The organism is Paenarthrobacter nitroguajacolicus, from assembly GCF_029952445.1.
GTDB lineage: Bacteria > Actinomycetota > Actinomycetes > Actinomycetales > Micrococcaceae > Arthrobacter > Arthrobacter nitroguajacolicus_B.
This window is the reverse complement of the sequence record NZ_JAQPPK010000001.1, coordinates 79,617-106,119: the sequence shown is the minus strand read 5'-3', so window position 1 is coordinate 106,119 and position 26,503 is coordinate 79,617. Positions and strand designations below refer to the sequence as shown.

Annotated in this window: 24 protein-coding genes; 14 read left to right on the top strand and 10 right to left on the bottom strand. The window is 61.7% G+C overall.

The annotated features are described in order from the left end of the window. The first annotated feature begins 70 nt into the window (after positions 1-70). Both metK and PJL15_RS00545 read left to right on the top strand, forming a co-directional pair. Positions 71-1,300 (top strand): methionine adenosyltransferase, encoded by a 1,230-nt coding sequence (gene metK / locus PJL15_RS00550; RefSeq protein ID WP_172323244.1) that lies wholly within the window; start codon positions 71-73, stop codon positions 1,298-1,300. A gap of 149 nt (positions 1,301-1,449) precedes the next feature. Next, entirely contained in the window at positions 1,450-3,543 is a 2,094-nt protein-coding gene (locus tag PJL15_RS00545; protein WP_281449421.1) for a primosomal protein N', read from the top strand. A gap of 21 nt (positions 3,544-3,564) precedes the next feature. Here the strand turns inward: PJL15_RS00545 and PJL15_RS00540 are convergent, their stop codons facing one another. Genes PJL15_RS00540 through PJL15_RS00525 form a run of 4 tightly spaced genes read right to left on the bottom strand, consistent with a single transcriptional unit; the run spans position 3,565 to position 7,477 of the window. Then, positions 3,565-4,647, bottom strand: coding sequence for a glycosyltransferase family 4 protein (locus tag PJL15_RS00540; RefSeq protein ID WP_281449279.1), 1,083 nt, complete (start codon positions 4,645-4,647; stop codon positions 3,565-3,567). After that, positions 4,644-5,588: an alpha/beta fold hydrolase gene (locus PJL15_RS00535; protein WP_281449278.1), complete on the bottom strand. Its 945-nt coding sequence runs from the start codon at positions 5,586-5,588 to the stop codon at positions 4,644-4,646. Before PJL15_RS00535 ends, PJL15_RS00540 begins: the two co-directional genes overlap by 4 nt. Positions 5,589-5,598: 10 nt before the next feature. After that, positions 5,599-6,480: an aldo/keto reductase gene (locus PJL15_RS00530; RefSeq protein WP_281449277.1), complete on the bottom strand. Its 882-nt coding sequence runs from the start codon at positions 6,478-6,480 to the stop codon at positions 5,599-5,601. Between the two features lie 34 nt (positions 6,481-6,514). Continuing rightward, positions 6,515-7,477, bottom strand: a complete 963-nt coding sequence (locus PJL15_RS00525) for a sugar-binding transcriptional regulator (RefSeq protein WP_281449276.1) — start codon at positions 7,475-7,477, stop codon at positions 6,515-6,517. Between the two features lie 122 nt (positions 7,478-7,599). Between PJL15_RS00525 and PJL15_RS00520 the strand changes: the two genes are divergently transcribed. The 11 genes from PJL15_RS00520 to PJL15_RS00470 all read left to right on the top strand — a co-directional run bounded on the left by PJL15_RS00520 (position 7,600) and on the right by PJL15_RS00470 (position 20,726). Further along, the gene (locus tag PJL15_RS00520; protein WP_281449275.1) at positions 7,600-9,384 is read left to right on the top strand and encodes a glycerol-3-phosphate dehydrogenase/oxidase; all 1,785 of its coding nucleotides are present in this window, start codon (positions 7,600-7,602) and stop codon (positions 9,382-9,384) included. 169 nt (positions 9,385-9,553) lie between these two features. Beyond that, positions 9,554-10,306 (top strand): MIP/aquaporin family protein, encoded by a 753-nt coding sequence (locus PJL15_RS00515; protein ID WP_281449274.1) that lies wholly within the window; start codon positions 9,554-9,556, stop codon positions 10,304-10,306. A gap of 74 nt (positions 10,307-10,380) precedes the next feature. Beyond that, the gene (glpK, locus tag PJL15_RS00510) at positions 10,381-11,895 is read left to right on the top strand and encodes a glycerol kinase GlpK (RefSeq protein ID WP_281449273.1); all 1,515 of its coding nucleotides are present in this window, start codon (positions 10,381-10,383) and stop codon (positions 11,893-11,895) included. Positions 11,896-12,204: 309 nt separating this feature from the next. Next, on the top strand, positions 12,205-14,733 hold the full coding sequence (gene leuS / locus PJL15_RS00505) for a leucine--tRNA ligase (RefSeq protein WP_281449272.1): 2,529 nt from the start codon (positions 12,205-12,207) through the stop codon (positions 14,731-14,733). Between the two features lie 59 nt (positions 14,734-14,792). Next, complete coding sequence (locus PJL15_RS00500; protein WP_281449271.1) at positions 14,793-15,776, top strand: DegV family protein; 984 nt, start codon at positions 14,793-14,795, stop codon at positions 15,774-15,776. A 160-nt stretch (positions 15,777-15,936) separates the two neighbouring features. After that, positions 15,937-16,878 carry a hypothetical protein gene (locus PJL15_RS00495; RefSeq protein ID WP_281449270.1) on the top strand — a complete coding sequence of 314 codons (942 nt, stop codon included), beginning with the start codon at positions 15,937-15,939 and terminating at the stop codon, positions 16,876-16,878. Between the two features lie 94 nt (positions 16,879-16,972). Further along, positions 16,973-17,356: a MerR family transcriptional regulator gene (locus tag PJL15_RS00490; RefSeq protein ID WP_281449269.1), complete on the top strand. Its 384-nt coding sequence runs from the start codon at positions 16,973-16,975 to the stop codon at positions 17,354-17,356. A 70-nt stretch (positions 17,357-17,426) separates the two neighbouring features. Beyond that, positions 17,427-18,266 carry an NAD(P)-dependent oxidoreductase gene (locus PJL15_RS00485; protein ID WP_281449268.1) on the top strand — a complete coding sequence of 280 codons (840 nt, stop codon included), beginning with the start codon at positions 17,427-17,429 and terminating at the stop codon, positions 18,264-18,266. A 107-nt stretch (positions 18,267-18,373) separates the two neighbouring features. After that, positions 18,374-19,264: a helix-hairpin-helix domain-containing protein gene (locus PJL15_RS00480; RefSeq protein WP_281449267.1), complete on the top strand. Its 891-nt coding sequence runs from the start codon at positions 18,374-18,376 to the stop codon at positions 19,262-19,264. Continuing rightward, positions 19,257-20,069 (top strand): hypothetical protein, encoded by an 813-nt coding sequence (locus PJL15_RS00475; protein ID WP_281449266.1) that lies wholly within the window; start codon positions 19,257-19,259, stop codon positions 20,067-20,069. Before PJL15_RS00480 ends, PJL15_RS00475 begins: the two co-directional genes overlap by 8 nt. Positions 20,070-20,078: 9 nt before the next feature. Further along, positions 20,079-20,726, top strand: coding sequence for a hypothetical protein (locus PJL15_RS00470; RefSeq protein WP_281449265.1), 648 nt, complete (start codon positions 20,079-20,081; stop codon positions 20,724-20,726). 11 nt (positions 20,727-20,737) lie between these two features. On the opposite strand, the gene PJL15_RS00465 is transcribed toward PJL15_RS00470, so the two are convergent. Next, positions 20,738-21,397, bottom strand: coding sequence for a DUF4145 domain-containing protein (locus PJL15_RS00465; protein WP_281449264.1), 660 nt, complete (start codon positions 21,395-21,397; stop codon positions 20,738-20,740). 147 nt (positions 21,398-21,544) lie between these two features. Between PJL15_RS00465 and PJL15_RS00460 the strand changes: the two genes are divergently transcribed. Further along, on the top strand, positions 21,545-22,258 hold the full coding sequence (locus PJL15_RS00460; RefSeq protein WP_281449263.1) for a LuxR family transcriptional regulator: 714 nt from the start codon (positions 21,545-21,547) through the stop codon (positions 22,256-22,258). A 534-nt stretch (positions 22,259-22,792) separates the two neighbouring features. On the opposite strand, the gene PJL15_RS00455 is transcribed toward PJL15_RS00460, so the two are convergent. The 5 genes from PJL15_RS00455 to PJL15_RS00435 all read right to left on the bottom strand — a co-directional run bounded on the left by PJL15_RS00455 (position 22,793) and on the right by PJL15_RS00435 (position 26,498). Then, positions 22,793-23,251 (bottom strand): hypothetical protein, encoded by a 459-nt coding sequence (locus PJL15_RS00455; protein ID WP_281449262.1) that lies wholly within the window; start codon positions 23,249-23,251, stop codon positions 22,793-22,795. Positions 23,252-23,895: 644 nt separating this feature from the next. After that, on the bottom strand, positions 23,896-24,087 hold the full coding sequence (locus tag PJL15_RS00450) for a phage holin (RefSeq protein ID WP_281449261.1): 192 nt from the start codon (positions 24,085-24,087) through the stop codon (positions 23,896-23,898). Next, on the bottom strand, positions 24,084-25,481 hold the full coding sequence (locus PJL15_RS00445; protein WP_281449260.1) for a GH25 family lysozyme: 1,398 nt from the start codon (positions 25,479-25,481) through the stop codon (positions 24,084-24,086). Before PJL15_RS00445 ends, PJL15_RS00450 begins: the two co-directional genes overlap by 4 nt. Before the next feature lie 14 nt (positions 25,482-25,495). Beyond that, complete coding sequence (locus tag PJL15_RS00440) at positions 25,496-26,227, bottom strand: hypothetical protein (protein WP_281449259.1); 732 nt, start codon at positions 26,225-26,227, stop codon at positions 25,496-25,498. Beyond that, on the bottom strand, positions 26,211-26,498 hold the full coding sequence (locus PJL15_RS00435) for a hypothetical protein (protein WP_281449258.1): 288 nt from the start codon (positions 26,496-26,498) through the stop codon (positions 26,211-26,213). Before PJL15_RS00435 ends, PJL15_RS00440 begins: the two co-directional genes overlap by 17 nt. Positions 26,499-26,503: the final 5 nt, after the last annotated feature.

Sequence of the window (26,503 nt, the reverse complement as noted above, 5' to 3'; positions counted from 1 at the left end):
CCACCCCTGAATTCTTAGCAAAGGGACACACGGCCGATACCGTGATCCCGCAACCCAGTAAGGTGGTCGAGTGACTTTACCGCTGCACCATGAACACCATGGCACCCCGTCCAAGCTCCGGCTCTTCACTTCCGAGTCGGTGACCGAAGGGCACCCTGACAAGATCTGCGACCAGATCAGCGACTCCATTCTTGATGCGTTGCTGGCCGCGGATCCTGAATCGCGCGTTGCCGTTGAGACCATGGCCACAACCGGCCTGGTGCATGTAGCCGGTGAGGTCACCACCGACGCTTACGTCGAGATTCCGCAGATCGTCCGCGAGACCATCCTTGGAATCGGCTATGACTCCTCTGCAAATGGATTCGACGGCGCCCGCTGCGGTGTGTCGGTATCCATCGGCCAACAGTCCAACGACATCGCAGGCGGGGTTTTCAATTCACTTGAGGCCCGCGAGGGCCGCCAGGAGGACGACTACGACCTCCAGGGCGCCGGCGATCAGGGCATCATGTTTGGCTATGCCAGTGATGAAACGGCGTCATACATGCCTACGCCCATCTGGTTGGCGCACCGCCTGTCGGAACGCCTCACCGAAGTCCGCAAGAACGGCGAACTTGCGTACCTTCGGCCGGACGGCAAGACGCAGGTAACGGTAGGGTACGACGGCGACCGTCCGGTTTCGGTGGAAACGGTGGTCATCTCAAGTCAGCACGCAGAGGAAGCCAGCCTCGAACAGCTCCGCGCTGACCTCGCAAGCTACGTGATCGACCCCGTGCTGGCCGCATCAAACCTGGACCTTTCCCGCACGGCAAACATCCTGAACCCCGCCGGCGCCTTCGTCATCGGTGGACCGGTAGGGGATGCCGGGCTCACCGGACGCAAGATCATCGTCGATACCTATGGCGGATTCTCCCGGCACGGCGGTGGTGCGTTCTCCGGCAAGGATCCGTCCAAGGTGGACCGTTCGGCTGCCTACGCCATGCGGTGGGTCGCCAAGAACGTAGTTGCCGCCGGCCTTGCCAAGCGTGCCGAGATTCAGATCGCCTACGCCATCGGCCAGGCCCGGCCCGTGGGAACGTACGTGGAGACCTTCGGCACGGAAACCGTTGACCCGGCACGCATCAGCGAAGCGATCGATGAACTCTTCGATCTCCGTCCGCGCGCGATCATCGATGCCCTGGACCTCAAGCGCCCCATCTACGCCAAGACAGCCGCGCACGGGCACTTCGGTCGCGATGAGCCGGACTTCACGTGGGAGCGTTTGGACCGGGTGGCGGACCTGAAGGAATACTTCAACGCCTGATTATTTGTTCCGCGAACTGCCCGATGTTGTTTTGTCGGTGGTTCATGGTTGGCTTTAGCCAGAGAGATGCCCGCAGCGGGTCGATCCCGCTGCGGGCATCTGCGTTTGATGGTGCGTTGATTTCCCGCGACGAGATGGAGGTGAAGGACATGGCAGGCCACGAGGCTCAGCCTTCACTGCTTCAACCTTCGCTGTTGCAGGGCTTTCCGGACCGCGCGCCTATCCACGGGCCACCCTTGGCTGCCCAACTCCCTGTAGCCCGTGTGGTGCTTGAGTCGTCCCTGCCACATTTGGACAGGCCCTTTGATTACAGCGTCCCGGCAGAACTCGCTGATGATGCCGCTGCGGGTGTCCGCGTGAAAGTGAAATTCAACGGCCAGGAACTCAATGGGTACATTCTTGAACGGCGCGAGGCCTCGGATGCAGCTTCGCCACTAACGCCCTTGTACAAGGTGGTTTCCCCGGTTGTCGTCCTGACCCCTGCGATCGCCACGCTGGCCGGCCATGTCGCAGCCCGCTACGCCGGGACCCTGAGCGATGTCCTGCGCTCGGCGATTCCCCCACGGGTTGCCAAGGTGGAGAAGGAACTGCTGGCCGGGGATCTGGACGCCGATGTCGCGGAGTTGAAGCCGTTCACGGATTCCCACACCTGGGCGTCCTACTCCAACGGCAAGTCCTATCTGCAGCACCTCGCCGCCGGCGGTTCGCCGAAAGCTGTACTCACAGCCCTCCAGGGCTTCGGCCCGGCCAGCTGGGCGGCTCTCGTGGCATCAGCCGTGGCCACAGTCCGCTCCTCAGGGCGGGGCGCAGTGGTGGTAGTTCCGGATTACCGTGACCTTGAGCAGTTGGAGTCTGCCCTGGCCAAGGTCCTGCCGTCGTCGGACGTTGCCCGGCTCACCGCGGACGATGGGCAGACGCCCCGTTACCGAAATTTCCTGCGGCTCCTGAGCGGTGCGGCCGGGGTGGCCATTGGCACCCGCTCCGCTGCGTTCGCCCCCGTCAGGGACCTGGGCCTGGTGGTCTGTTGGGACGACGGCGATGACCTCCACATCGAGCAACGCGCTCCCTACGCCCATTCCCGTGAAGTGTTGTTGCTCCGGGCCGAACAGGAGAACGCGGCGTGCCTGCTGGCGTCGCACAACCGGAGCACCGAACTTCAACGCCTTGTGGAGCTGAAGTGGGCAGTGCCCATCGAGGCGCCACGCAGCGTCGTCCGTTCCATCGTGCCGCGCGTTCTCAACACGGCCGACAGTTTCGAGCAGGAACGTGACCCGTTGGCACGTATTGCCCGTCTGCCCGGCGCCGCCTGGCGTGCGGCCAAAGAGGGCCTCGAACGCGGCCCCGTGCTGGTGCAGGTGGCCCGCGCCGGGTACGCACCTTCCCTGGTGTGTGAGACGTGCAGGGAGTTGGCCCGCTGCAATGCTTGCCAGGGGCCCCTTGCGGTCTCCGGCAGCTCGGCGATCCCGGCGTGCCGATGGTGCTCCACACCGGCCCCCCAGTGGCGGTGTTCGCATTGCAGTGGCACCCGGCTGCGCAGGGGAGCCGTGGGGGTCATGAGGACGGCCGAGGAACTTGGCCGCGCCTTTCCCGGAAAAGCGGTGGTGACTTCTTCCGGTGAACACGTCAAGGCTTCGGTTCCGGATGCTCCCGCGCTGGTTGTAGCCACAGTGGGCGCCGAGCCTGTGGCGCCGTCCGGCTATGCGGCTGCCTTGTTGTTGGATGGCAATTCACTGCTTCGACGCGAGAATCTGCGCGCAGGCGAGGACACTGTGCGGCGGTGGTTCAACGCAGCATCCCTGGTCAAGCCTGCCGGGCAGGGCGGCCTCGTCGTTATTACTGCGGACGACACCGCTGCGACGGGCGCGCTGTTGCGATGGGACGCCGCGGGCTACGCCTCGCGTGAGTTGGCCCTTCGGAAGGAACTGCAGCTGCCGCCCGCTGTCAGGGTCGCTTCGGTGACGGGCGCCAGGGCCGACGTCGGGCATTTCGCCGAGGCCTTGGAAGCCGCCGGAACCCTGGCCGCGCAACTGCGCAAAGCCGGGCCCGCACCGCTGCAACTGTTCAACGGCGCACCCTCGGCCTCTTCACGGCAGGAAGAAGAAGATGTCCGCTTGCTCTACTTCATTCCCTACGCCGACGCAGCGGAAGCCACACGCGCCATGCGGGCAGTCAAGGCTGCCAGCGCGGCCAAGCGTACCGCCGGGCCCGTCCAGTTGCGCCTCGACGGGGTGGATGTCCTTTAAGGCTTCCTCTGCCGGGCGGTGTTAGGCCTTGCGTCGGCGCAGGGCCACAGCTTCCTCTGCCGCAGCGATCAATTGGCGGGCAGACTCGTCCCAGTTGAAGGCGGACGCACGCTCCACTGAGGTGCGGGACCGCTGCTGCCACAACGCTTCATCACCGAGCTCAGTCACCGCAGCGGCAAAGTCCTTGGGCGATTCGGGATCAACATAACTGACGGCGTCGCCGCCTACTTCCCTGAAGATCGGGATATCGCTGGCAATCACCGGGGTTCCCAAAGCCATTGCCTCTACCAGCGGCAGGCCGTAGCCCTCTGCGCGGGACAGGCTGATCAGGGCGGTTGCCCGGAGGAGGAGGTCGTCGTACTCGGCGTCGGTGACGCCGTTGTGGAAGATGACCTTGGCCCCTTCAGGAACAATGGCCTCCAGCTCAGCCCGACGATCCGGAGTGATGCGGCTCAACAGGTGCAAGGTGAAATCCTGGAGTCCGGCCATGCCGCGGATCATGGTTTCAACGTTCTTGTAGGGCATGAACGAGCCCATGTACAGCAGGGTCTTGTCGGCCCCGGCTGCGGTATTCCGTGGCGTTTGCCCCGGCTGCGGAGCATTTCCCACGATCCGGACCGGCCGGTTGGTCAACCTGTATTTGGACATGAGGGCTTCGGTGGTGTGGCTGATGGTGGCCACGATGTCCGCCCGGTTCAGCAGGAGCCGTTGGGGCCAGAAGGCCTTGTGGTAGAGCCGCCACAGCAGGCGCACGGGCGCGGGGAGGAAGCCTGGGGGAGTCGGGTGCTCGTAGTAGATGAGGTCGTGGAGGGTCAGGACCAACCCGTACCGCCGGCCCCAGCTGCCCATTGTCTGCATGGGGCACACCACCACGTCTGCACCCAAGGCGTTGACCTTGCGGGCCACGAACAACTCCAGGGGGGACAGTGGACTGTTGACCATCACATACGGGACGTCCGGCAGCAGTGCCAGCTGGCGCTTGTCGCTGATCAGCATGGTGACGTCTGCAAGTTTCGAGGCTGCGGCTATGAGGCTGGAACCGTAGCGGCTGATGCCATCGTGGTGGTCCGTTCTGGTAAAGCGGGCGTCGATGACGATTTTCACGCGGGGTGTTCCTCCAGGAAAGTGCGGATGGCTGCCGCTGCGGGGACCGGGGTTTCGTAGTGGATCAAATGACCGACGCCGGGAATCACTTCCAGCTTTGCCTCCGGCAGGCGCTCCATGAGTTTGTACTGGCTGGGCAGGGTGGCAATTTCATCCTTTTCGCCTGCTACCAGCAGTACCGGTAGGCGCAGTTGGTCCGCCACTTCGGCTACGTTTCCCGACACTGAGGCCTTGAAGGATTCGAGCAGGCTTTTCCTGTCCGCGAAGGCGCTGAAGTAGGCGTCGTGCTGGCTGTGGATGAACCGACGAAGGTTCTTATCCTTTGTCTTGGCCATGGTGGTGCTCATGATCCGAACAATTGACCGGTTGCGAAGCACAGCCAGGCCAACACGGCGGGGGAGCTTGGCGGAGGCCTGGTAATACAGCACGGCAAGCTTGGTCATGATTCCCTTGGGCCCTTCCAGTGCCGGGGCGGCAATGGGGTTGATCAGGATCAAGGGATGGATGGCGTTTGGATGCGTCGCCGCAAAGTGGCTGGCGACGATCGAGCCGAAGGAATGGCCCAGCAACACGGTGTCAGGGCCAAGTCCCAGCGCAGCCATGAAGCCGGAGATGAATTCGCCGTACCGTGCCACGGTGTGTTCATCGCGGGTGAAGGGCTCTGAACTTCCAAACGCGGGAAGGTCGGGCATGATGATCCGCATTTCGGGGAGCTGGTCGGCTACCCGCAGCAAACCGTGATGGTCGCCCCTGAAACCATGGATGACCAGAATGGTGCGTGTGGCCGGTGTGGCGGAGACGGGCTCGTAGGTCCAATAGGCAACGCTGCTGCCGTCCACCTGCACGTCGGAGGCATGGGTCCGCCCCGGCAGTTCCTTGCTGAAAAATTCGCCTGTGGCCTGTGCGCCGTCAGGGGAGTGCCCGGTGTCCACTGTGTCCATTTGGTCGTTCCTAATTTACGTTGTCCGGGTGTGATCCGGTTCGATGGTGGCGTTCCAGTCCAGCCATACCGTCCATGTCAGCTGCGTCGAGTTCGAAATCGAAGACTTGGTGGTTTTCCTTGATCCGGTCCGCCGAGCTTGCTTTGGGGATCACCAGGTTGCCGAGCTGCAGGTGCCACCGGAGGATGATCTGCGCGGGCGTGCGGTTGTACTTCGCGGCCAGTTCCACGATGGCCGGATCCGCTAGCACCTGTCCGCGGCCGAGGGGGCTCCATGCTTCCGTGGCTATGCCCAATTGTTGGTGGAGGAGGCGCAACCTGCTCTGTTGCAACCAGGGATGCAACTCGATCTGGTTTACGGCCGGGACGACTTCGGCCTTTTGCATCAGCTCGTCCAAATGCCCCGGTTGGAAGTTGGAAACGCCGATTGCCCGCACTTTACCTTCGCGGTAGAGGGTTTCCAGCGCCTTGTAGGTCTCCATAAAAAGTCCGCGTCCTGCGCATGGCCAGTGGATGAGGTAGAGATCCACATAGTCGAGCCCGAGGTTTGAGATGGAGGTGTCGAACGCGCGGAGGGTGGCGTCGTAGCCGTGGTCTTCGTTCCAGACCTTGGTGGTGACGAACAGGTCCTCCCTGCCGAGGGTGTGCAGGGACTCGCCGGAACCCCCTGTGCCGTCGTCGGCGCGTGCCGCATCTCCGATTGCGCCGCCCAAGGCACGCCCAACGCCTACCTCGTTGCCGTACATCGCTGCCGTGTCGAAGCGACGGTAGCCTTCCCCCAGGGCAGTGGCCACCAAAGCTTCTGCGTCTTTGGGAGGCACTTTGTAGAGCCCGTACCCCAAGCGTTCCATTTGTACGCCATTGTTCAATGTCAGCCGGGCCGGGAATCTCATAGCAACGACTCTACCCATTCCCTGCACGAATGCTTCAGGAGTGGCCATTGAAACTCACCAAGCGTCGTGCGGATGCTTCGTCCAAAATGAGGTCCGTGGCCAGCCCGGCAGCCAACGCTCCCTGCAGTCCATTGATTTTGGAGGCTCCGGACACCACGCAGATCCTGCGGCGGACCTGCCTCAATTGCTCGTGGCTGGGTCCTGTTGAGCGTTCGTTCAGGGTAATGCCGTCCGAGGAACCATCGCTCCGGAAGAACACCGTTGCGACGTCGCCCACGACGTCGTCGGCTGCCAGTATGGCGAGGTCCCGTTCGTCGAGGTAGCCGCCGGCATAGACGTGGCTCGGGTAGTCCGAATCGACCGATCCCACACCGAAAATGGCAATACTCATGCGTGCCTGCAGATCCAGGATCCGTTGAACGCTTCGCTCATTCCACATTGCCGTCTTGGTGGCGGCGTGATCGAAAAACGCAGGGACCGGGAACTGTTCAACCCGTGCTCCGTAGGCGCTGCCGAAGCGTCGCATGATGTCGCTGGCATAGGTGATGCCGGTGGTCTGCATGTTTCCTGCACCGTTGAGTTGGACCACGATGCTGTCGTGGGTCACCTTCCGGGTGAGGTGCCGGCTGACGGCGCTGAGGGTCGCACCCCAGGCAACGCCGATGATGGCGTTCGAGTCCACCAAGGGTCCTATGGTTCGCGCAGCCTGCATGGCTACGCGGTCCAGGGTCTCGGCCTCGTTGAGGGTATCGAGCACCGGAACCACGTGGACGTCCACCCCGTATTGGTTCCGGATCTGGCTTTCCAGCTCGGGCCCGGTCTCGAATGGACTGCGGATCTGGACCTGGACCAAGCCGGTCTCCCGGGCTGAAGAGAGGAGCCTGGAGACCGTGGATCGGGACGTGCGCAGTTCGCGGGCGATCGCATCCATGGTCAGGTCCTGCAAGTAATACATCTGTGCAGCCCGGAGTGCGTCCGAGTGTCGTGATCGTCCCATCTCATTTCCTTACTGCACGTTTGTGCAAATAGCTTGACTCCATTTTCCACCTTCGCAAGATTAGTGGTGAACGGTGCAGCAGCGAGTGGCGCGGCGCACGAACCAAGCCCAAGGGAGCAGTTTTGGGACACAACAGGATTTCCGGTACCTCACAGCACGCACAGCAGCGCGACTCCGTCGTCGCACTGCAGGAGCGGCCGACGGCGAAGGTACTCATCATCGGCGGTGGCATCAACGGTGTCGGAACTTTCCGGGATTTGGCCCTGCAGGGCGTCGACGTAGCCCTCGTGGAGCGCGGCGATTACTGCCAGGGTGCCAGTGGTGCCTCGTCGCACATGATCCACGGCGGCATCCGCTACCTCGAGAACGGCGAATTCCGCCTGGTCCAGGAGTCCGTGGTTGAGCGCAACAGGCTCCTCCGGATCGCCCCCCACTACGTGAAGCCGCTGCAGACCACCATTCCGATCTTCAGCACTTTCTCCGGAATCCTTTCCGCTCCCACCCGCTTCCTGACCCACAAGCAGGGCAAGCCCAAGGAACGCGGCGCGTTCCTCATCAAGGTGGGCCTGAGCATGTACGACTTCTTCTCCCGCGACGGTGGCAGCGTTCCCCGCCACCAGTTCCGTGGCCGGACCCGAGCACTTGCCGAGCTGCCCAAGCTGCACTCCGGCATCAAGTACGCCGCAACCTACTTTGATGCCTCCGTCCACAACCCGGAGCGCCTTACCCTGGATGTCCTGCAGGATGGCGAGAAGGCAGGCCTCGGGGGTGGACTTCCTGGAGGAAGCGCCCGTGCCAGCAACTATGTCTCACTCGTGTCCATGGGGACAGACGGCGTCCGGCTCCGGGACGAACTGACCGGCAAGGAATTCGATTTCCAGGCCGATGTCATCGTCAACACCACAGGTGCCTGGGTGGATCTGACCAACCAGGCCATGGGCGCCGCCAGCAAGTTCATGGGTGGTACCAAGGGATCCCACATCGTCCTGGACCACCCGGAATTGCTCGCCGCCTGCAACGGCCGGGAGATCTTCTTCGAGCACACTGACGGCCGGATCGTGCTGATCTATCCGATGGGTGACCGCGTACTGGTGGGCACCACGGATGTCGACGCCGACATGGGCGAAGACGCCGTCTGCACGGAAGAGGAAATCGACTACTTCTTCGATCTCGTCGGCCATGTCTTCCCCACCATCAAGGTCGAACGTGACCAGATCGTCTACAGCTTCGCCGGTGTTCGGCCTTTGCCCCGGCACGATGAGACCCAGCCCGGCTTCGTCTCCCGTGACTACCGCATCGAACGCAGCGTCCGCACCGGAGACGATGCCGTACCAACACCGGGCGGCAAGGCCGCCGTCGTACTCAGCCTGGTAGGCGGCAAGTGGACAACCTTCCGCGCGCTGGCAGAACACATGACCAATGACGTCCTGCGCGAGCTCGGCATGGAGCGCAAGGTCTCGACGGCGAAACTCGCCATCGGGGGCGGCGCAGGGTTCCCGGATTCGGAACAGGGCGAACAGGAATGGATCAAAAAGCACATGGGCCCGGGCCTGGACGCTGACCGTGTTGCCGTCCTGCTGACCCGCTACGGAACGCGTGCGGAAGCTGTGATCGAGTACCTCAACGCCGGTCAGGACCAGCCTTTGCGCTCAACCCGCGAACTCAGTGTCCGGGAACTGGCTTTCATGGCCGAGCACGAGCAGATCGGGCACCTGATCGATGTCCTCATCCGCAGGACATCGCTGGCCTTCCGGGGCCTGGTGACCGGGGAGCTCCTCAACGAGATCGCCGCGGCGCTGGCAGAACCCCTCGGTTGGGACGCCGCAACCCGCGAAGCGGAAATCCGGCACGCGCAGGAAGTCCTGCAACGGTTCCACAAGGTTGACGTGCACAGCCTCGTAGCCTGAGGCCGTCAGCCGAAACAGCTTGACCGTCCCTGCGTGCGGCAGGGGCGCAATGGGGTAGGTGGGCCCGACAGGGGACCACCACACCGGGACGGTTCCGGAGACAACGGAACCGTCCCAACAGCCTCTTCACCCGCGAGGGGGCTGACAACAGAAAATAGAGGAGTCAAAGATGTCTCTTGGAATTGTTTTCCTTTCCGAAGTATTCGGAACCATGATGCTGACCCTGCTGGGTTGCGGCGTCGTGGCCAACGTTGCGCTCAAAGGCACCAAGGGCAACAACGCTGGTTTCCTTATGGTGACGTGGGGCTGGGGTATTGCGGTCTTCGCGGGCGTTTTCGTGGCCGCAAAGTCCGGTGCGCACCTGAACCCGGCGGTCACTTTGGGCCTGTTGGTCAACGGAAAGGGCGAGTATGCGCCTGACGTTGCCGTTACTTTCGGCTCAACCCTGACGTACTTCGGCGGCGAACTGCTGGGTGCCTTCCTTGGCGCAGTGGTTTGCTGGCTCGCCTACAAGCAGCACTTCGATGACGAGCCCCTGGCAGCAAACAAGCTGGGTACATTCTCCACCGGACCGGCCATCCGTTCGACCCCGTGGAACCTCATCACTGAAATCATCGGCACGTTTGTCCTGGTCTTCGTCATCCTGACCTTTGGCGGCACCCCTTCGGGCCTCGGGCCGCTGGCAGTTGCCTTGCTGGTTGTCGGTATCGGTGTATCCCTCGGTGGCCCCACCGGTTACGCCATCAACCCGGCTCGTGACCTCGGGCCCCGCATTGCACACGCCGTCCTGCCCATCAAGGGCAAGGGTTCCAGCGACTGGGCCTACTCCTGGATCCCCGTTGTGGGTCCGTTGGTCGGCGGTACCCTCGCCGGACTCGTGGGCCTCCTGGTGCCCGGCATCATGCCCGCGCTGGCCGGCTGAGCCTGCAAAACCTCCCTCATCCGCACTGCAGACCATCACCTGAATAACCAACAACAGCAGACAAGGACGTCACCATGAACCAATACGTCATCGCCATTGACCAGGGCACCACCAGCTCACGCGCCATCGTCTTTGACCACTCGGGCAACATCGTCTCTACCGGCCAGATGGAACACGAGCAGATCTTCCCCCAGGCCGGCTGGGTTGAGCACAACCCCGCTGAGATCTGGAACAACACCCGGGAAGTCATTGCCTCTGCACTGTCAAAGGCGAACCTGACGCGGCACGATATTGCCGCCGTCGGCATTACCAACCAACGCGAAACGGCCGTTGTGTGGGATAAGAACACCGGCGAGGCTGTCTACAACGCCATTGTGTGGCAGGACACCCGCACCCAGCCGATCGTCGACCAGTTGGCGCAGGATGGAGGCCTTGAGCGCTTCAAGCAGAAGGTGGGCCTTCCCTTGGCCACCTACTTCTCCGGAACCAAGATCAAGTGGATCCTGGACAACGTTGAGGGTGCGCGCGAAAAAGCCGAAGCGGGCGACCTTCTCTTCGGCAACACCGACGCATGGGTCCTCTGGAACCTGACTGGCGGCGTCGACGGCGGCGTTCACGTCACCGATGTCACCAACGCTTCGCGGACCCTGTTCATGGACCTCGAAACCCTGCAGTGGGACCAGGAAATCCTGGACGTCTTCGGTGTTCCCGCGTCCATGATGCCCTCCATCAAGTCCTCCTCCGAGGTCTACGGCCAGGTCCACACCTCGCAGCTGCTGCGCGAGACTCCGGTGGCCGGCATCCTGGGCGACCAGCAAGCCGCGACCTTCGGCCAGGCCGCCTTCCAGCCCGGCGAAGCGAAGAACACCTACGGCACCGGTTGCTTCCTGATCTTCAACACCGGCGAGGAAATCGTCCACTCCAAGAACGGCCTCCTCACCACGCTCGGCTACAAGCTGGGCGATGGCAAGCCGCACTACGCCCTTGAAGGCTCCATCGCCGTCACCGGTTCCCTGATCCAGTGGCTCCGCGACAACCTGGGCATGATCAGCTCAGCGCCTGAGGTCGAGGAGCTCGCTGCCGCAGTGGAAGATAACGGTGGCGTATACATCGTTCCCGCATTCTCCGGCCTTTTCGCCCCGTACTGGCGGTCGGACGCCCGCGGTGCGATCGTCGGCCTCACGCGGTTCGCCAACAAGGGCCACATCGCCCGTGCCGCCCTGGAAGCTACCGCCTTCCAGACCCGCGAGGTGCTCGACGCCGTCAACGCCGACTCGGGGGTACCGCTCACCGAGTTGAAGGTCGACGGCGGCATGGTCGCCAATGAGGCACTCATGCAGTTCCAGGCCGACATTCTCGGTGTGCCGGTGGTGCGTCCGAAGGTCGTCGAAACCACTGCCTTGGGTGCTGCCTACGCGGCAGGCCTGGCTGTGGGATTCTGGAAGGACCTGGGCGAGCTTAGTGCCAACTGGAACGAGGACAAGCGCTGGGAGCCGCAGCTTCCGGCCGAAGAGCAAGAGCGCCAGCTGCGTCTGTGGAAGAAGGCAGTAACCAAGTCCATGGACTGGGTCGACGAGGACGTTAAGTAAGGTCGGCGACCCGACGCCTTAGCCGTTATGGGGGCCCCGCCCGCTTCGCGGACGCCCGAAGCCGCTCCCGGGCCCCCATAACGGCACGGCGTCAGTGAGCTGGCCTTCCCTAAGCCGCTCGATGCGACTGGGCTGTTGGATCGTGCGCTATTGTAGATCTATGCGTGCGATCCTTCTGCTTAGCTAGCCGCCCGGCTTTATTAGCCGTGCGGCCGCCCCTCCATTGTTGAGGGGCTTTTGTGTGTCCGGGGCTTTCCCGGGACCGCAGCAGGAGGCAATACCGCCATCGAAGAACAGAAGAGGGCAGCAGTGAGCGTTCAGCCGGAGACAGAGACCGGAACAGCACAGACAGCCGCAGCCGAAGCGCCTGAAGAAGGCGTCTACAGCTTCGCTGCGATGGAAGCCAAGTGGCCGCAGGTCTGGGAGGACCTCAAAGTCTTCACGCCTGCCGACGACGGTTCGCGCGAACGCCGCTATGTCCTGGACATGTTCCCCTACCCTTCGGGCGACCTCCACATGGGCCACGCTGAAGCGTTTGCCATGGGCGACGTCGTCGCGCGTTACCTGCGCCAGAAGGGCTTCGATGTCCTGCACCCGATCGGCTGGGACTCGTTCGGCCTGCCCGCCGAAAATGCCGCCATCAAGCGCAATGCACACCCCAGCGAGTGGACGTACGCGAACATCGACACCCAGGCGGCGTCGTTCAAGCGCTACGCCATCTCCGCGGACTGGTCGCGGCGAATCCACACTTCCGACCCGGAGTACTACCGGTGGACCCAGTGGCTGTTCAAGCGCTTCTACGAGCGCGGCCTGGCGTACCGCAAGGACTCCCCGGTTAACTGGTGCCCCAAGGACCTCACGGTCCTGGCCAACGAGCAGGTAGTCAACGGTGCCTGTGAGCGCTGTGGCACGCCGGTCACCAAGAAGTCGCTGAACCAGTGGTACTTCAAGATCACCGATTACGCCGATCGCCTGTTGGAGGACATGGACCAGCTGCAGGGCCACTGGCCTGAGCGCGTGCTGGCCATGCAGCGCAACTGGATTGGCCGTTCCGAGGGCGCACACGTACGTTTCGTCATCGAGGGCACCCAGGACCGGGCAGAGCGCGAAGTCACCGTCTTCACCACGCGTCCTGACACCCTCCACGGTGCAACATTCTTCGTTGTAGCTGCTGACGCGCACTTGGCGCTGGACCTGGTCACCCCCGAACAGCACGACGAACTGATGGCCTACCGCGAGAAGGTCAAGGCTCTCTCCGAAATCGAGCGGCAGTCCACCGAGCGCGAAAAGACGGGTGTCTTCACCGGCCGCTACGCCATCAACCCGCTCAATGGCGAGAAGCTTCCGGTCTGGGCTGCCGACTACGTGCTGGCCGATTACGGCACCGGCGCCATCATGGCCGTGCCTGCCCACGATCAGCGTGACCTCGACTTCGCCAAGGCCTTCGACCTCCCCGTCCGGGCCGTGCTGGAGACCGGAGGCGAAGATCCGGCCGAGACCGGTGTTGCAACCGCCGGCGAAGGCACGCTCAAGAACTCCGGCGAACTGGACGGGCTGTCCAAGGCCGAAGCCATCCCGGCAGCCATCGGGATCCTCGAGAAGCTTGGAACCGGCGAGAAATTCGTCAACTTCCGACTGCGCGACTGGTTGTTAAGCCGCCAGCGCTTCTGGGGCACGCCCATCCCGATCATCCACTGTGGTGAGTGCGGAGAAGTGCCCGTCCCCGATGACCAGCTGCCGGTCCGGCTTCCCGATAACCTGCGTGGCGAAGCATTGGCCCCGAAGGGGACCTCGCCGCTGGCCGCCGCCGTCGAATGGGTCAACGTTGAATGCCCCAACTGTGGCCGGGCTGCCCAGCGCGATACGGACACCATGGACACCTTCGTGGATTCCTCCTGGTACTTCCTCCGCTTCGTGTCGCCCGACTACACCGAGGGCCCGTTTGATCCTGAAAAGGTCAACGAGTGGATGCCGGTTGGCCAGTATGTTGGCGGCGTCGAGCACGCCATCCTGCACCTGCTCTATGCGCGGTTCTTCACCAAGGTCATCAAGGACATCGGGCTGATTGAGGCGAACGAGCCTTTCTCGGCGTTGTTGAACCAGGGCCAGGTGCTCAACGGCGGAAAAGCCATGAGCAAGTCCCTCGGTAACGGTGTGGACCTCGGCGAGCAGCTGGATAAGTTCGGTGTCGACGCCGTTCGCCTCACCATGGTCTTTGCCTCCCCACCGGAAGACGACGTCGACTGGGCGGACGTTTCGCCGTCGGGATCCGCCAAATTCCTGGCCCGCGCATGGCGTCTTGGCCAGGACGTCAGCAGCGAGCCCGGTGTGGACCCGGCTACCGGCGACCGGGCCTTGCGCACGGTGACCCACAAGACGATCGCCGATGCCGCTGAACTTCTGGACAACAACAAGTTCAACGTCGTTGTCGCCAGGCTCATGGAGCTGGTCAATGCGACGCGCAAAACCATCGACTCCGGTGCAGGCGCGGCGGACCCCGCAGTCCGAGAGGCCGTGGAGGCTGTTGCGGTCATCCTGAGCCTGTTCGCTCCGTACACCGCTGAGGACCTCTGGAACACCCTGGGACACCCGGCGTCCGTGGCGAACGCGGGTTGGCCGACCCACGACGAAGCGCTCCTGGTCCAGGACACTGTCACCGCCGTAGTCCAGGTCCAAGGAAAAGTCCGCGACCGCCTGGAAGTCTCCCCGGAGATTGCCGAAGACGATCTCCGCGAGCTCGCCTTGGCGTCGGAGAACGTCCAGCGCGCCTTGGACGGCCGCGGCATCCGCACGGTGATCGTGCGGGCACCTAAACTGGTGAACATCGTTCCTGCCTAGCAGGGATTGTGCGGCCGCCGGCCCTTCGCCGGCGGCCGGCCATCATCTTTGGAGGTTGCGTGCCTGAGCGAGAACCACCCGCCTGGATATGGCTAAAGGAACGGGTCGCGCGCCTTCGGCAACCAGCAACGCCGGTTCCTGCCGCTGAAGAGCCGCTCGCCGCCGTCGTAAGAACTGCTGTAGTTACCGACTCCGCTGCCGCTCTCCCTGCCGACTGGGTGTCGGCCTTTACCGCCGATGGGCGCCTGGCGGTTGTGCCCATGCCAGTGATGGTGGGGAACGAAATTTATGGCGAGGGTGAAGACGACATCACCCAAACGTTGTCGCTGGCACTTGCCTCGGGTGCCTCCGTACGGACTTCCCGGCCTTCGCCCGGACAGTTTGAGCAGGCATACCTGGCCGCCCAACGTCGCGGGTTCGAGGCCGTGGTCTCCATCCACATTTCGTCCGAACTCTCCGGAACCGCCGACGCCGCCAGGCTCGCTGCCGCGCGCGTGTCGATTCCCGTGGAAATCGTGGACTCCCGAACGGTCGGCATGGCACAGGGGATGGGCGTGCAAAGCGCCGTGGTCGCAGCCGCTGACGGGCAAGGCGCCGCGGAAGTCCGTGGCTTCGCGGAACAGCGTATGGAACGCACCAAGGTGTACTTCTACGTACCCAGCCTGGAGCAGTTGAGGCGCGGCGGACGGATCGGAGCGGCAGCGTCGCTTCTGGGTACGGTTCTGGCCATCAAACCAATTCTGGCGGTCGACGGCGGCAAGATAGTGCCGCTTGAAAAGGTCCGTTCCGCCGTGCGCGCCATAGCCCGTCTTGAGGAGATCGTTGCTGCCGATGTGGCGTCCCGCCCAGCTGGGCAGCAACGTTTGGCTGTGCACCATTTCGGGAACCAGATCGAGGCTGAGGCGCTGGCAGCCCGCCTGAATGAGACATGTCCGGACTGCCCGGCTCCCCAAATCAGTGCTTTGCCGGCTGTCTTGGCCGCGCATGCCGGGCTCGGCGTTCTTGCTGTCATCGTGGGGGAGAGCAGCACCCCGGTGGGTTGAAATATCGGCGACGGCGGAGTCCTTGCTGGAGGTGAGCGTAACGAGTTTATAACTTTTGGCAAATCTTGCATCATGAATTGTGAAATAAGATTTCTTTTCTTGGTTGATAATGTCAATGCTAATCCAATGAATGTGTTGACTGATGCGATGATGCATAGCTATGTTGAAGGAATTCAAGAGCGCTGAATTCCTTCGAATGTTAGAAGTTGATATGTTTTCAAACTTGCCACAACGACGTGGCACTCGCGTGGATTTGTATTCCGTCATTCTCGTGGGGTGTCTGGCTCTGCTTCTGGCTTCGTGCAGCTCGACTGAGACTGATGCCGTAGCCCCGGATCCTTCAGCTAAGGTCCAACTTGACTACGAGAAATCTTTGATCAGTTTTCCCTTGGATGCCTACAGAATTTCGCCGCAGGAAAGAGCTCGTATTCTACTGGCCCGCGAAGTCATCATGACCAACTGCATGAAGCAGTTTGGCTTTATTGATGACCCCAACCTCGCCTATCCGCAGTTTGAAAATCGGAACTATGGTGTGTGGAATGTTGAACGGGTGAAGCGTCTCGGCTTCCACTTGGTGAACGAAAATTCTGGAACGTCCGGCGCTGAACAGGAGTCAGGGCCTTGGGGGGACGCCAGATATGCATGCTTGGACCAGGAGAAGAGCAAGCTGGACCAAATAACCCCTTCTGATGAGTTGTTCAATGGTGGAGTCGCGTTCAGGCTTGCGCAAAGAAGCCTCACATTAGCCTCGCAGACAGACACCTGGAAGCAGGGCAGCGAAGACTGGCGTGCGTGCATCACGGCCGCAGGTCTGACCCCTATGCCCGGGTTCGCGACGTGGTCCAGCCAGCAGGGATTTGACCTTCAGCATGGGCGTGCCCCGGGAAATCAGGTGGATTCAGGCATGGCGGAAGAAATTTCGATTGCCACAGTGGAAGCGCAATGCAATCAGGAAGTGCACCTTACCCAAAGACTCGGTGACATTCAGGCGAGTTTTCAAGTTCCGCTGATCAAGGCAAACCAAGCAGCACTTACTGAGGTTCGTCAACAGAGTATTAAGTACGTAGACGCGGCCGAGAAGTTGTTGACTGAGAACCGCTGACGTAGAGCGCTTCATCGACGCCGTATCCACGGATATTTCACCATTGGGTCAACAAGGCATTGCAGCAGCAAGGCTGGAGAGGTGACGAGGTGCCATGGGATTTTCAATTTCACGTGCTGCAGAGCTCACTGGACTGACGGAGCACACGCTGAGGTACTACGAGAAAGACGGGCTTCTGGTGTCCGCTGTTCAACGCGATTCGGTCGGGCGACGAAAGTACTCAGACCACGATATTCGCTGGATTCGCATGCTGAGGCGTCTGAGGGAAACCGGTATGCCCATTAGGGACCTGCGACATTACATCGTGCTTGTCCAAGCTGGTGATGGCAATGAGCGACAACGCGTGGAGCTACTGAAAGCGCACAGGCAGCGAATCGAAAAGCAGCTGGAAGTTATACGGCAACATCTTGGTGCGGTAGATGCGAAGATTTCGCTGTACGACGAATCGACCGCCGCTGTGCCTGGCTACCAGGGCTGAGCCCCGGGCCCTTCTCCGGAGTCTGCTGGCAGCTTGCCTTAGAGTGCGCTCTAGGTAGTTGGCTTACTGCATGACTGAAACTACCAATACGAATGTCCGTAATGCTTCGCCCAGGATCGCCCTGCTCGGGTTGGGTGTCATGGGTTACGCAATGGCACAACGACTTGCTGCATCCGGCGGAATACTCACAGTATGGAACCGCTCAGAGCAGAGGGCCGCAAAAATAGCAGAGTCGGGAGTGACCGTGGCCTCGACGCCCGTCGAAGCCGTGAGGCAGGCGGAGATTGTCCTGTTGATGTTGGCCGATGACGCTGCAGTCCTGGAGGTAGTTCGGCGGGTTGCGGGCGATCTTGTGCCAGGCACGGTCGTCGTCGACCTGTCCACTGTGCATCCTGAAACCAGTCTGAACTTGCACCACCTTGTACCAGAGGGCGTCTCGGTCATTGACTCACCCGTCATGGGAAGCGCCGATGCTGCACGCGCCGGGACGCTGGGCCTATTGGTCGGAGCCGATGACGGAATCTTCGAGGAAGTTCTGGAAGTGCTGATGCGTCTGGGAAATCCAACTCGAATTGGCGGACCAGGCAGCGGCTCAGCAGCAAAAATTGCGGTCATGTCTGCGGTCATTCCTGGCATCATCGCGGTCGGGGAGGGCATTGCCGTGGGACTTTCGTTGGGCTTGGATGAGGAAACGCTCCGGGCAGTTTTTGCCGGTACACCTGTCGGCGCGCTGACGCGCCGCCTATTTGCAGAACAGGCTAACTATTCAACGAGGCTTGCTGCCAAAGATCTCATCCTGGCTCAGCAAAGCAAGCCGAGCGAAGTAGGAAGCCACGTTTTGAAGTTGCTCTCCGGTGTCAACGAGCCTGACCAAGACCTGGGTCGAACGGCGCTTCTGATTTCCACATAGCACCCGTACCAAGGCAGGCTCGTGGCAAATCGTCCTAGTCATCAGGGTTATCCACATAGCAGTGAATGCCCGCTCCGGTGATGGGGCGGCGGCCCTAGGCTCAATTCATGCCACGCCGGAACCGGGACGTATCCCCAGATGCCGCAGCGCGGGCCGCGCGGGAGCGATTTGCCTCCCGCATGATCCCTGACCACGCCCGTCAGCCTTTGCTTGAGTTATCTGATGCTGAAGATCCGGGCGAAGCGGGAGAGGAGCTGGAATCGTTCTTCGCAGGGCAGACAACTTCAAGCCCGTCCGGCGCCAGACTACGGTGGCGGACATCATGGCGGGTTGCGGCCCTTCTTGCAGTGATGGGAGCGGTGCTCATTGCCTGGTATTTCTGGCAACTCTCGGACGGCCAGCCAACGTCAGAGCCATTGAACGCTTCCGCCGAGTCGGGCAGTGCAGATGGCTCTGATTCCACCGGTCCTGACGCTGGGCAGCCTCCAAGTTCCTCGGCTCCGCTGGCAGAAGGGGGTCCAGGGGTGGTCGTCGTCCACGTGGCTGGAGCAGTAAACAAACCCGGCGTGGTCTCGCTGCCTCAGGGGAGCCGCGTCTTCCAAGCCATCGATGCCGTAGGCGGTGTAGCGCCCGGTGCCGACCTCACCTCCCTCAATCTGGCCGAGGTTCTCACCGACGGAACCAAGCTCTACATCCCCGTTGCAGGAGAAGCACCCCTTCCCGCGGAGCCGTCTACAGCCGGTGCGGGGGCTGGTTCCGCGAGCACTGGCGGAACGTCAGGACCGGCGGCGGCCGGAGCCAAGGTCAACATCAACACAGCGTCTTTGGAGGAACTTGGAACTTTGCCCCGGATCGGACCGGTCACCGCACAACGGATACTGGATTGGCGCAAGGAGCACGGAGCATTCACGTCAGTGGACGAACTCGATGCCGTGGACGGTATCGGTCCCAAGCTTATGGAGTCACTGAAGGATCTTGTGACGGTGCAGGGTGGCTGATGGAGGCAGCGAAAAGGTCCCGGCAAAGCGGGTCGATCTCAGGCTGGTGCCAGCCGTGGTCACTGCATGGGGCGCGGCCCTTGTGGGCAGTTTCAATGCAGCCGCCTGGTCCTGGGCGACGGCAGGCATATTGTCGATCGTGGGCGCCCTGTTCATGCTCAAAGGGCGACGGCGGCAGTCTGCCGGAGTGCGGGCCCGGACAGTACCCGCCACTCTTGCTTTGGCCTGTTTCATGGGAGCTTCCGTCGCAGTCCATTGTGCTGCTGTAGCCGCCCATCGCGAGGGAAGACCACTGGTGCAAGCGGTTGCGGACAACGACGGCGTCGTCATCCAGATCCTGATCACGGGAAGCCCCACAGCGATTCCGGTCCCCGGCCATTCAGGCGGTAACAGATGGACCGTGTCGGCCGCAGTGCAGGAAGTTACTTCCAGGGGCAGGGTAATTCGCGGGACGGCAGACGTGCTGGTGGTCGGCAGCGAAACGTGGAAGGACGTACAACCCGGGCAACTGGTCAGGACTACCGGGATCCTTAAGGAAGTACGTGATGGGCAAACGCAGGCAGCCCTTTTGTCGGCGTCGTCGGCACCGGTCCTGATCCGCACCCAATTCGACCTGCGGCAGTCAGCAGGACATCTCAAGGCTGCCTTCGGGAGCGCCGCAAAGTGGTTGCCTCCGGACGCGGCAGGCCTCTTGCCGGGAATGGTCACCGGAGATACCAGCGCCCTGCCCGAGAGCCTTGAAACCGATATGAAGGCAACGGGGATGACACAACACAAATACAGATTGTTTGTTTCATTCGCCTAGGATCAAATAATGAGTGAACAACCCCAAGGGCCGGATGTAGTCGAAATCATTGGAGCTGGAATAGCAGCTGTGGGAGTAGTCGCCGCCTGGATAAGGGCTGGAAAAAGCAATGCGACTGCTGCCAACGCCGTTGAGGTCGCCAAGTCAGCGCGGACGACGGCGACCAAAGCCAACGGAATCGCGGAGGAGGCCAACGACCTCGCGAGAGGTGCAAACAGCATATCCGAGAAGTCGGCAGCTGCAGCGGAGGCGTCCGCCAAAGACGCCAAACGCTCAGCGGATATCGCCGAACGCGTGGAAGGCCGGCAGATTGAGCGGAACAACGTTGCGTGGAAGATCGCAAGTAAGTCCGCTGCGGGCAATTGGGTCGCAACCAATACGGGCCTCGACACTGCATACGACGCCCATGTTGTGCTGGACGTGGATGGGCATCGCATCGTTTCGGAATCCACCAGTGTCCAAGGTGGCGAGGACATAGTGGTGGACATAAGTGCGATAACCAAGGCGAAGGCACTACGGAACCGCGATACCCAGCAGCAAATGCGCGCCATTGGGGTCAACTACTACGGCTCTTCCAGCGTTGGGGTTAAGCACCTGATAACGTGGCGCACCGAACAAGGGAGCTGGCACACGAAGGGCCACGAGGAAAAGGCATAGCCGCTGAGGCCTTATTTTCCCTGGGCGGCCAACCGTGCGGCGGCTGAGTCCTTGAGGCGCTGTAGCTTAGCCTTCGACTGGTAAACATCGTGAAGGATAAGATCCATGAACGTCAGGACGCCATCCGCGTCCTCAGCGTCAACTGGGGTCGTGAAATCACCATGAGCCATATCATTTCCGAAGACACGAACCGTGTTGGCTGTGTCCTTGGCGAACTCGTTGATGAGTCCAGATTTGAACATCGCCTCAATTTTGTTGTAAAGGCTGCCCGTCGTGATTCCGTTCTCTTTCGCAACGGATTCGATGACCGCCCGGGCCATCAAGATGGATGACATGAGTGCGTCGATGCTGCGACATTTGTGGGCCTCGGAAGCGGGAATCCCCACAGCTTCAGGAACATCCGGAAAATCCTGACCCTGGACGTACCTTGGGGCCCATTCAATCGGATCATTCTGTCCCCAAAAGATTACGTTGTTCCCAACATCGCCAGCTGTGGTAGGTCGCTTTGAATATCGAATTGCACCTACATTTAGGCGCCCGCAGTTGTCGCACTTAAAGGATGACTCGTACCATCCGTCGCCCACCCCGTGGACATCTGGGACCCAGTTCCCGGCCCCAAGCACTGTCATGTGGCTGTGCAGGCCGCAGCGGCCGCAAGTTGTGTTCGCCAATGTTTTCTCCTTGATGTCCGGGTCAGTTTCTGACTAAACATACCGGGGCGGGCAGGACAACAAAAACGTCACGATTCGCCGTCCGACCCTACTGACAATAAGCACGGCGATAGGAAACGTGCCTGCTGCCTGTTCGTGGCAGTACCAATGCTCGATGTCGTGGGGTGTGAAGTGGTTGGAACCGGAAAGCGGGACGTGGAAGCCGTGCTGGAGTACGTCAGTCCGGGGCGCGGGGTACGCATAACGGGGGATCCGGGGAGCGGTAAGACAAGGGTGCTCACAGAAGTCCTCACCCGGCTCGAACGTTCCGGGCGCACAGTTTTCCTTATCCGCGCCCTATTCACCCACCGGAACATTCCCTACGCCGCAATAGGTCGTCTGGACTTGTCCACAAGACATGGCCACCCAATCATCCGCTTAGCCGATAACCTAGCGGCGCAATTGACCGCCGGCGGTCGGCCTGTGCTGTTGGTTGACGATTTCCATCACGTTGACGCCCATTCTCTGGCAGTACTGGAAGACGCACTCCGACGGACTGACAGCCCGGTCATCATAACAATACCGAACAAGGCAGACCTTTCAGCCGAACACCTCGCTGTCCTCAGCACGCGGAAGGAAGCGCTTGTCGGTATTAGCCGGATCCAGGAAACGGGTCACAACGGGCCTGCAGCGCTTCTCACGCCCCGTGAAGCTGAAATCGCCGCCCTCACCGCAACCCTGTCCAACTGGGACATAGCCGAACGCCTACACATCAGCATCCGCACCGTCGAGAACCACATTTCCAACGTCCTCCGGAAAACCCGCAAAACCGGCAGGGATGAACTCCACGAAGTCATCTTGTCACCTGAATCTCGAATATGATGCCCGGTGGCGGTTGGCTTAAGGGAGCCACCGGCGGCCGCGACGACATCCTGTCGGAGCAGGCTGCCGTGTCAGCTCATGCCCACGCTAGTGCCACGGCCAGTTCTGCTGGATCCAGTCCCACAAGAGGTCCGCCCCGATGCGGGCGGCAACCCTCAGTGATAGTTCGGAAAGCCGTACTTTCCAAGCTGGCCGTGGGAGCGGATCTGGTGAGTGCTTACCGGCCATGTTGACCAGTCCCTTCTGGGCCTGCGGCAACACGGCGCCCGATACCGTTGCCTTCCGGCGCGCGGCATCGCTAGTCTGTTGTCAGCGACCCGTGATTAATGGCTTCGCTGGTGCCGGGTGCCCCAGAACGTTTCGCGGCGTAGGGGCACCTGGCCTTGACGAATCAACATTACGACTTGGTAACGCACTAACCGGTTACTTTTGGGCGGAATGTCGAAAAATTGCCCATTCTTTGTGTCTGCAGGCATGCCCAAGTTCCGAGGTCATCCCATGGGTCATTCAGCCGGGACTAAAGCGGCGGTCGGGCTAACTTTCGGTGTTGCCTTCGACCACGGTCCCCTGCAAAGGCGCGCTCCGGTCGACGCGATGAGTCTTCACAATCGCTTCCACAACCTTGTCATGATCGGCAGACCTGAAGATAGCGCGTGCGGTAGCCCAAACAAGCCAGACCACAGACCCCACCGTTGCCAGAGCGAAAAGAGTTTTCCATGTCTCCGCGGAGACTCCCAAAAGCCTTTGATTGAAGTCTGTGGAGAGGAGCGCCACCAGCAGACTCGATACCAAGGTCGCAGGAGCAACCCAGGCGACCCTCCGACGGAATTTCGGAAGAACGTCATGCAGGGCAAGCGAAACTTTGTCCTTTGTTGTGACTATCACATCGGTTTGGAGATTTGTAGTCACCGTGACAGAAGCCGCCATGTGCTCGCTGATGTTTAACAGCGTTACAGGCGCGCCCTGCGCTTGTGAAGGTTGTAGCGCGCTCATGGTTGAGCCCTGCGGAATCCAAACAGGGGATTGTCCATCAAGTCGAGCGTTCCGAGGGCGTGGCAGGATATCAGACCACATTTGTTACAAAAGACCATAGCGGCAGGTACGATCTGCCCACCCAGGTCGAGGTCTGCAGTAGCGCCGTTCAATATGAAGTTAGTGAGCGCGCTATTCACGGAGTGCGAACGGTTACCGCATCTGTAACATGGGCCCATCGCGCCCCGTTCGTTGAGTGCTGACACGATCATCCGCTGCTGTTCTTGGGTCAGGTGTTCTGGGGGCGCGGTGGGATTTTGCACGAGCCCTATTATGGGGCAGCATTTCGGTCTACGACAAAAGGCCCCCACCCTAGTTGCTAGGGTGGGGGCCTTCTGCTATCGCTGTAGCAGTTCTTCGATACGCTTACGTCCATGGCTGAAGATGTTCGAGTTACCCCTGCTGATCTCAAGCGTGAGCTCGGAGTAAACCCAAAGCGAATCCGTCATTACCTCCGGGAGAAATACGGCGTACTTCCGCCGCATGAGCCACGGTGGCTGCTAACTCGCGAGCAGGCTGATGACGTTCGGCGTCGGTTCGGCCGCTAGACCTGACGGTTAGGTGTTACCCAGGGGCCAGGCCGTCACGCCGTGACTCGACATACGCTATTCGGCCTCGTGCTTTCCGGGCTTGTCTGTGTTGGCGAGAGCCAGACCGTTGCCCAGGACCGCAGCAGCGAGGGCAAGCCACACCGTGACCTGCTCACCACTCAACAGCCCGTAAGTCACAGCAACAGCCGCTCCAGCGCCGAGGATGCCGTAAATCCATGCCCGCACGGCGGGGTCCTTGATGATCATGCTGCTTCTCCTTGCAGTCGCTTGCCGAGCTCAGCAGCGACCTGCTGAGCCAATGCTGTGGGCATGGCGGCCGCGATGGCGGCCGGGTCTGCGGACTTCGTCAAGATCTTCCCCAGGGTCGTCATCAAAGATTCCCCGTCAACAGTGGAGTCGCCGCCCACGTAGAACCCCTCGTAAAGGGCTTTCAGGACGAGGGACACTTGCGGGCCGCCCGTCCACGCCTCTTTGATCAGGAGTTGATGCGCGATCGCCTTGGCGTCCGCTTCTGTGATGGCCATGTTGTTCTCCGTTCGGTAGATGATGTTTAGGTCAAGGTCGCCGGCGTACCCGGGGAGGCGTCCAACGCTGCTGTACTGCCACGCGGCCACATTCCACCCGGGGGCGTCCGGCCGGGTCCGGGCAGTCCCGAATCCGTGTTCGGTGTTGGGCCCGTAGTCGGCCTGCCACAGCGGGTACTTGGCTTGGACCGCAGCCCAGTCGTGGGTGGTGGCCGTGGAGGTGTTCATGTAGATCCATGCGTCCAAGCCGAGCCGGGCACTTGCCGCGTCCAGCCACGTCTTCGCCCACGCGGTGTCGTCCTGGTTCTCCGCTTCCCAGTCCAGGACGATCCCGTCACCCGGCTGGTAGCGGGGTTGGACGTTCCGCACGAAGCAGTCAGCCTCAATCGTGGCGTCGTTATCCGCGGTAGGGCGGGCGAAGTGGTAAAAGTACACCGGCACGCCGGCGGCACGGGCCGAGGCGAGGTTGCTGTCCAAGGCTGTGTCGGCGTACCCGATGCCTTCGGTGGCTTTGATAGCAACCCATCGCGTGCCCGTGGCACTGATGTCGATGCTTGCCTGGTGCATGGAGACGTCGATGCCGAAGACAAACGCGGACGATGTGGTGGTCTGGTCGGGCGCTGCATCTGCCCAATATCCTGCGCAGTACCGGGCAGGATCCACGCGCCCGTAGGTTGGGCCGTTCAGGATGTACCCCGGGGGGAGCGCCTCGAAGTGGAGGTGCGGCCCAACGCCGCCTGGAATGGTGGTGGTGTTGCCCGTGTAGGCGATGATGTCGCCCTTCTTCACCCACTGGCCCTTGTCCACCACGGTTCTGGACAGGTGGCCCATGATGAACGTCGGTTCGTTGTCACCGCAGTCCAGCACGCAGACAATCCCGCCCTTGCCGTCCAGCCACCACGGGTTCTGCCAGTACTCGCCCTCGACCCATCCCTCAAAGGCAATAACGCCGTCGCCGGGTGCCCGGACGGGGGTGCCGATGACCGCGGCGTAATCGTCGCCGGTGTGACCGCCTGCAGGGTTGATCCCGTCGTTCGGGGAAGAACCGAAGTCGCGGACGATCCCGCCGACGACACTGATAGGCACTGTCGCGTCCAATGGCCATATGTAGCTCATTCTGGTTTCCTTTGCTAAGTCGCTGGGACTGGTTGGACTGCTGTGCACGTGTAGGTGCTGGAGCCTGGCGGGTTGGGTGTGCACGTGTATGTGGTGCCGAAAGTGTCCGTGAACGTGAACGAGCTGGGCGACGTGCCGTTTTGGCCGTCGGCTCCGTCGGTTCCGTCTGAGCCGTTGGTTCCGGGTGGTCCTGCCGGTCCTGCCGGTCCCGGAGCCCCCTGTTCGCCCTGCGGCCCGGGAGGGCCAGACACTCTCGAATCGGCGCCGGCGGGTCCAGCGGCTCCACTGGCACCAACAGTGCCAGTGTCTCCCTTATCGCCCTTTGGTCCGGCGGTTCCTTGCGTCCCTTGGACACCCTGAGTACCCGGCAAACCCTGGTCACCCTTCGGGCCCGGTATGCCCTGCAAACCTTGAACGCCTTGTGGGCCAGTGCTCGGCTCGGTCGCTGCCTTCTCCAAGCTGCGGCACGTCTCCGACTCCGCCGCTGTCTGATCCGCAGACTTGCACAGGGTATCTGTGGCCGCCTGCGCCAGGTTCTGCTTTTCGGTTCGCTGCTCGTTGCCGTACTGGGCATTCACGACGGCCAGCCTGTGATTATCCGACGCGAGCCACACCGAAAACACCACCACGGCCAGTAGCACCAACGACAACGCCGCCAGGATGAGCATCGTGCGCTTTGCGGCTCGTCTCGATTTCTCGACCTCAGCCTGCGCCGCTTCGAGCTCCGGGTCATTCAGTGTCGTCATGGTCACCCTCCGGCCAGTCCGCGGGATCGGGTTGGATGTCGTTGGCGATCAGCTGTTCCCGCCACTTGCCAGCCGCCGCTTTGATTCGGGAGTTGTACCGGGCGAGGGCCTTCACCCTCTTGACCAGTTCCGCGATCCGGGCTGTCAGGAGTGCTTCCACAGCCACCTCCCTGCGTTCACGCTTCTTGTCAGCCCGGTCGATGAGTCTCCATGCGCCTCCGCCGCAGGCAACGAGGCCTCCGACGATGGCAGTGATGAGCGCTGGCTCCACACGTC

Coding starts and splice junctions, on each gene's coding strand:
- PJL15_RS00445 (WP_281449260.1), bottom strand. CDS start 25,481: ATGAGCTACATATGGCCATTGGACGCGACAGTGCCTATCAGTGTCGTC.
- PJL15_RS00480 (WP_281449267.1), top strand. CDS start 18,374: ATGCCACGCCGGAACCGGGACGTATCCCCAGATGCCGCAGCGCGGGCC.
- PJL15_RS00440 (WP_281449259.1), bottom strand. CDS start 26,227: ATGACGACACTGAATGACCCGGAGCTCGAAGCGGCGCAGGCTGAGGTC.
- PJL15_RS00535 (WP_281449278.1), bottom strand. CDS start 5,588: ATGGACACAGTGGACACCGGGCACTCCCCTGACGGCGCACAGGCCACA.
- PJL15_RS00485 (WP_281449268.1), top strand. CDS start 17,427: ATGACTGAAACTACCAATACGAATGTCCGTAATGCTTCGCCCAGGATC.
- PJL15_RS00455 (WP_281449262.1), bottom strand. CDS start 23,251: ATGAGCGCGCTACAACCTTCACAAGCGCAGGGCGCGCCTGTAACGCTG.
- glpK (WP_281449273.1), top strand. CDS start 10,381: ATGAACCAATACGTCATCGCCATTGACCAGGGCACCACCAGCTCACGC.
- PJL15_RS00490 (WP_281449269.1), top strand. CDS start 16,973: ATGGGATTTTCAATTTCACGTGCTGCAGAGCTCACTGGACTGACGGAG.
- PJL15_RS00460 (WP_281449263.1), top strand. CDS start 21,545: ATGCTCGATGTCGTGGGGTGTGAAGTGGTTGGAACCGGAAAGCGGGAC.
- PJL15_RS00450 (WP_281449261.1), bottom strand. CDS start 24,087: ATGATCATCAAGGACCCCGCCGTGCGGGCATGGATTTACGGCATCCTC.
- PJL15_RS00495 (WP_281449270.1), top strand. CDS start 15,937: ATGTTGAAGGAATTCAAGAGCGCTGAATTCCTTCGAATGTTAGAAGTT.
- PJL15_RS00545 (WP_281449421.1), top strand. CDS start 1,450: ATGGCAGGCCACGAGGCTCAGCCTTCACTGCTTCAACCTTCGCTGTTG.
- PJL15_RS00525 (WP_281449276.1), bottom strand. CDS start 7,477: ATGGGACGATCACGACACTCGGACGCACTCCGGGCTGCACAGATGTAT.
- PJL15_RS00515 (WP_281449274.1), top strand. CDS start 9,554: ATGTCTCTTGGAATTGTTTTCCTTTCCGAAGTATTCGGAACCATGATG.
- PJL15_RS00470 (WP_281449265.1), top strand. CDS start 20,079: ATGAGTGAACAACCCCAAGGGCCGGATGTAGTCGAAATCATTGGAGCT.
- PJL15_RS00530 (WP_281449277.1), bottom strand. CDS start 6,480: ATGAGATTCCCGGCCCGGCTGACATTGAACAATGGCGTACAAATGGAA.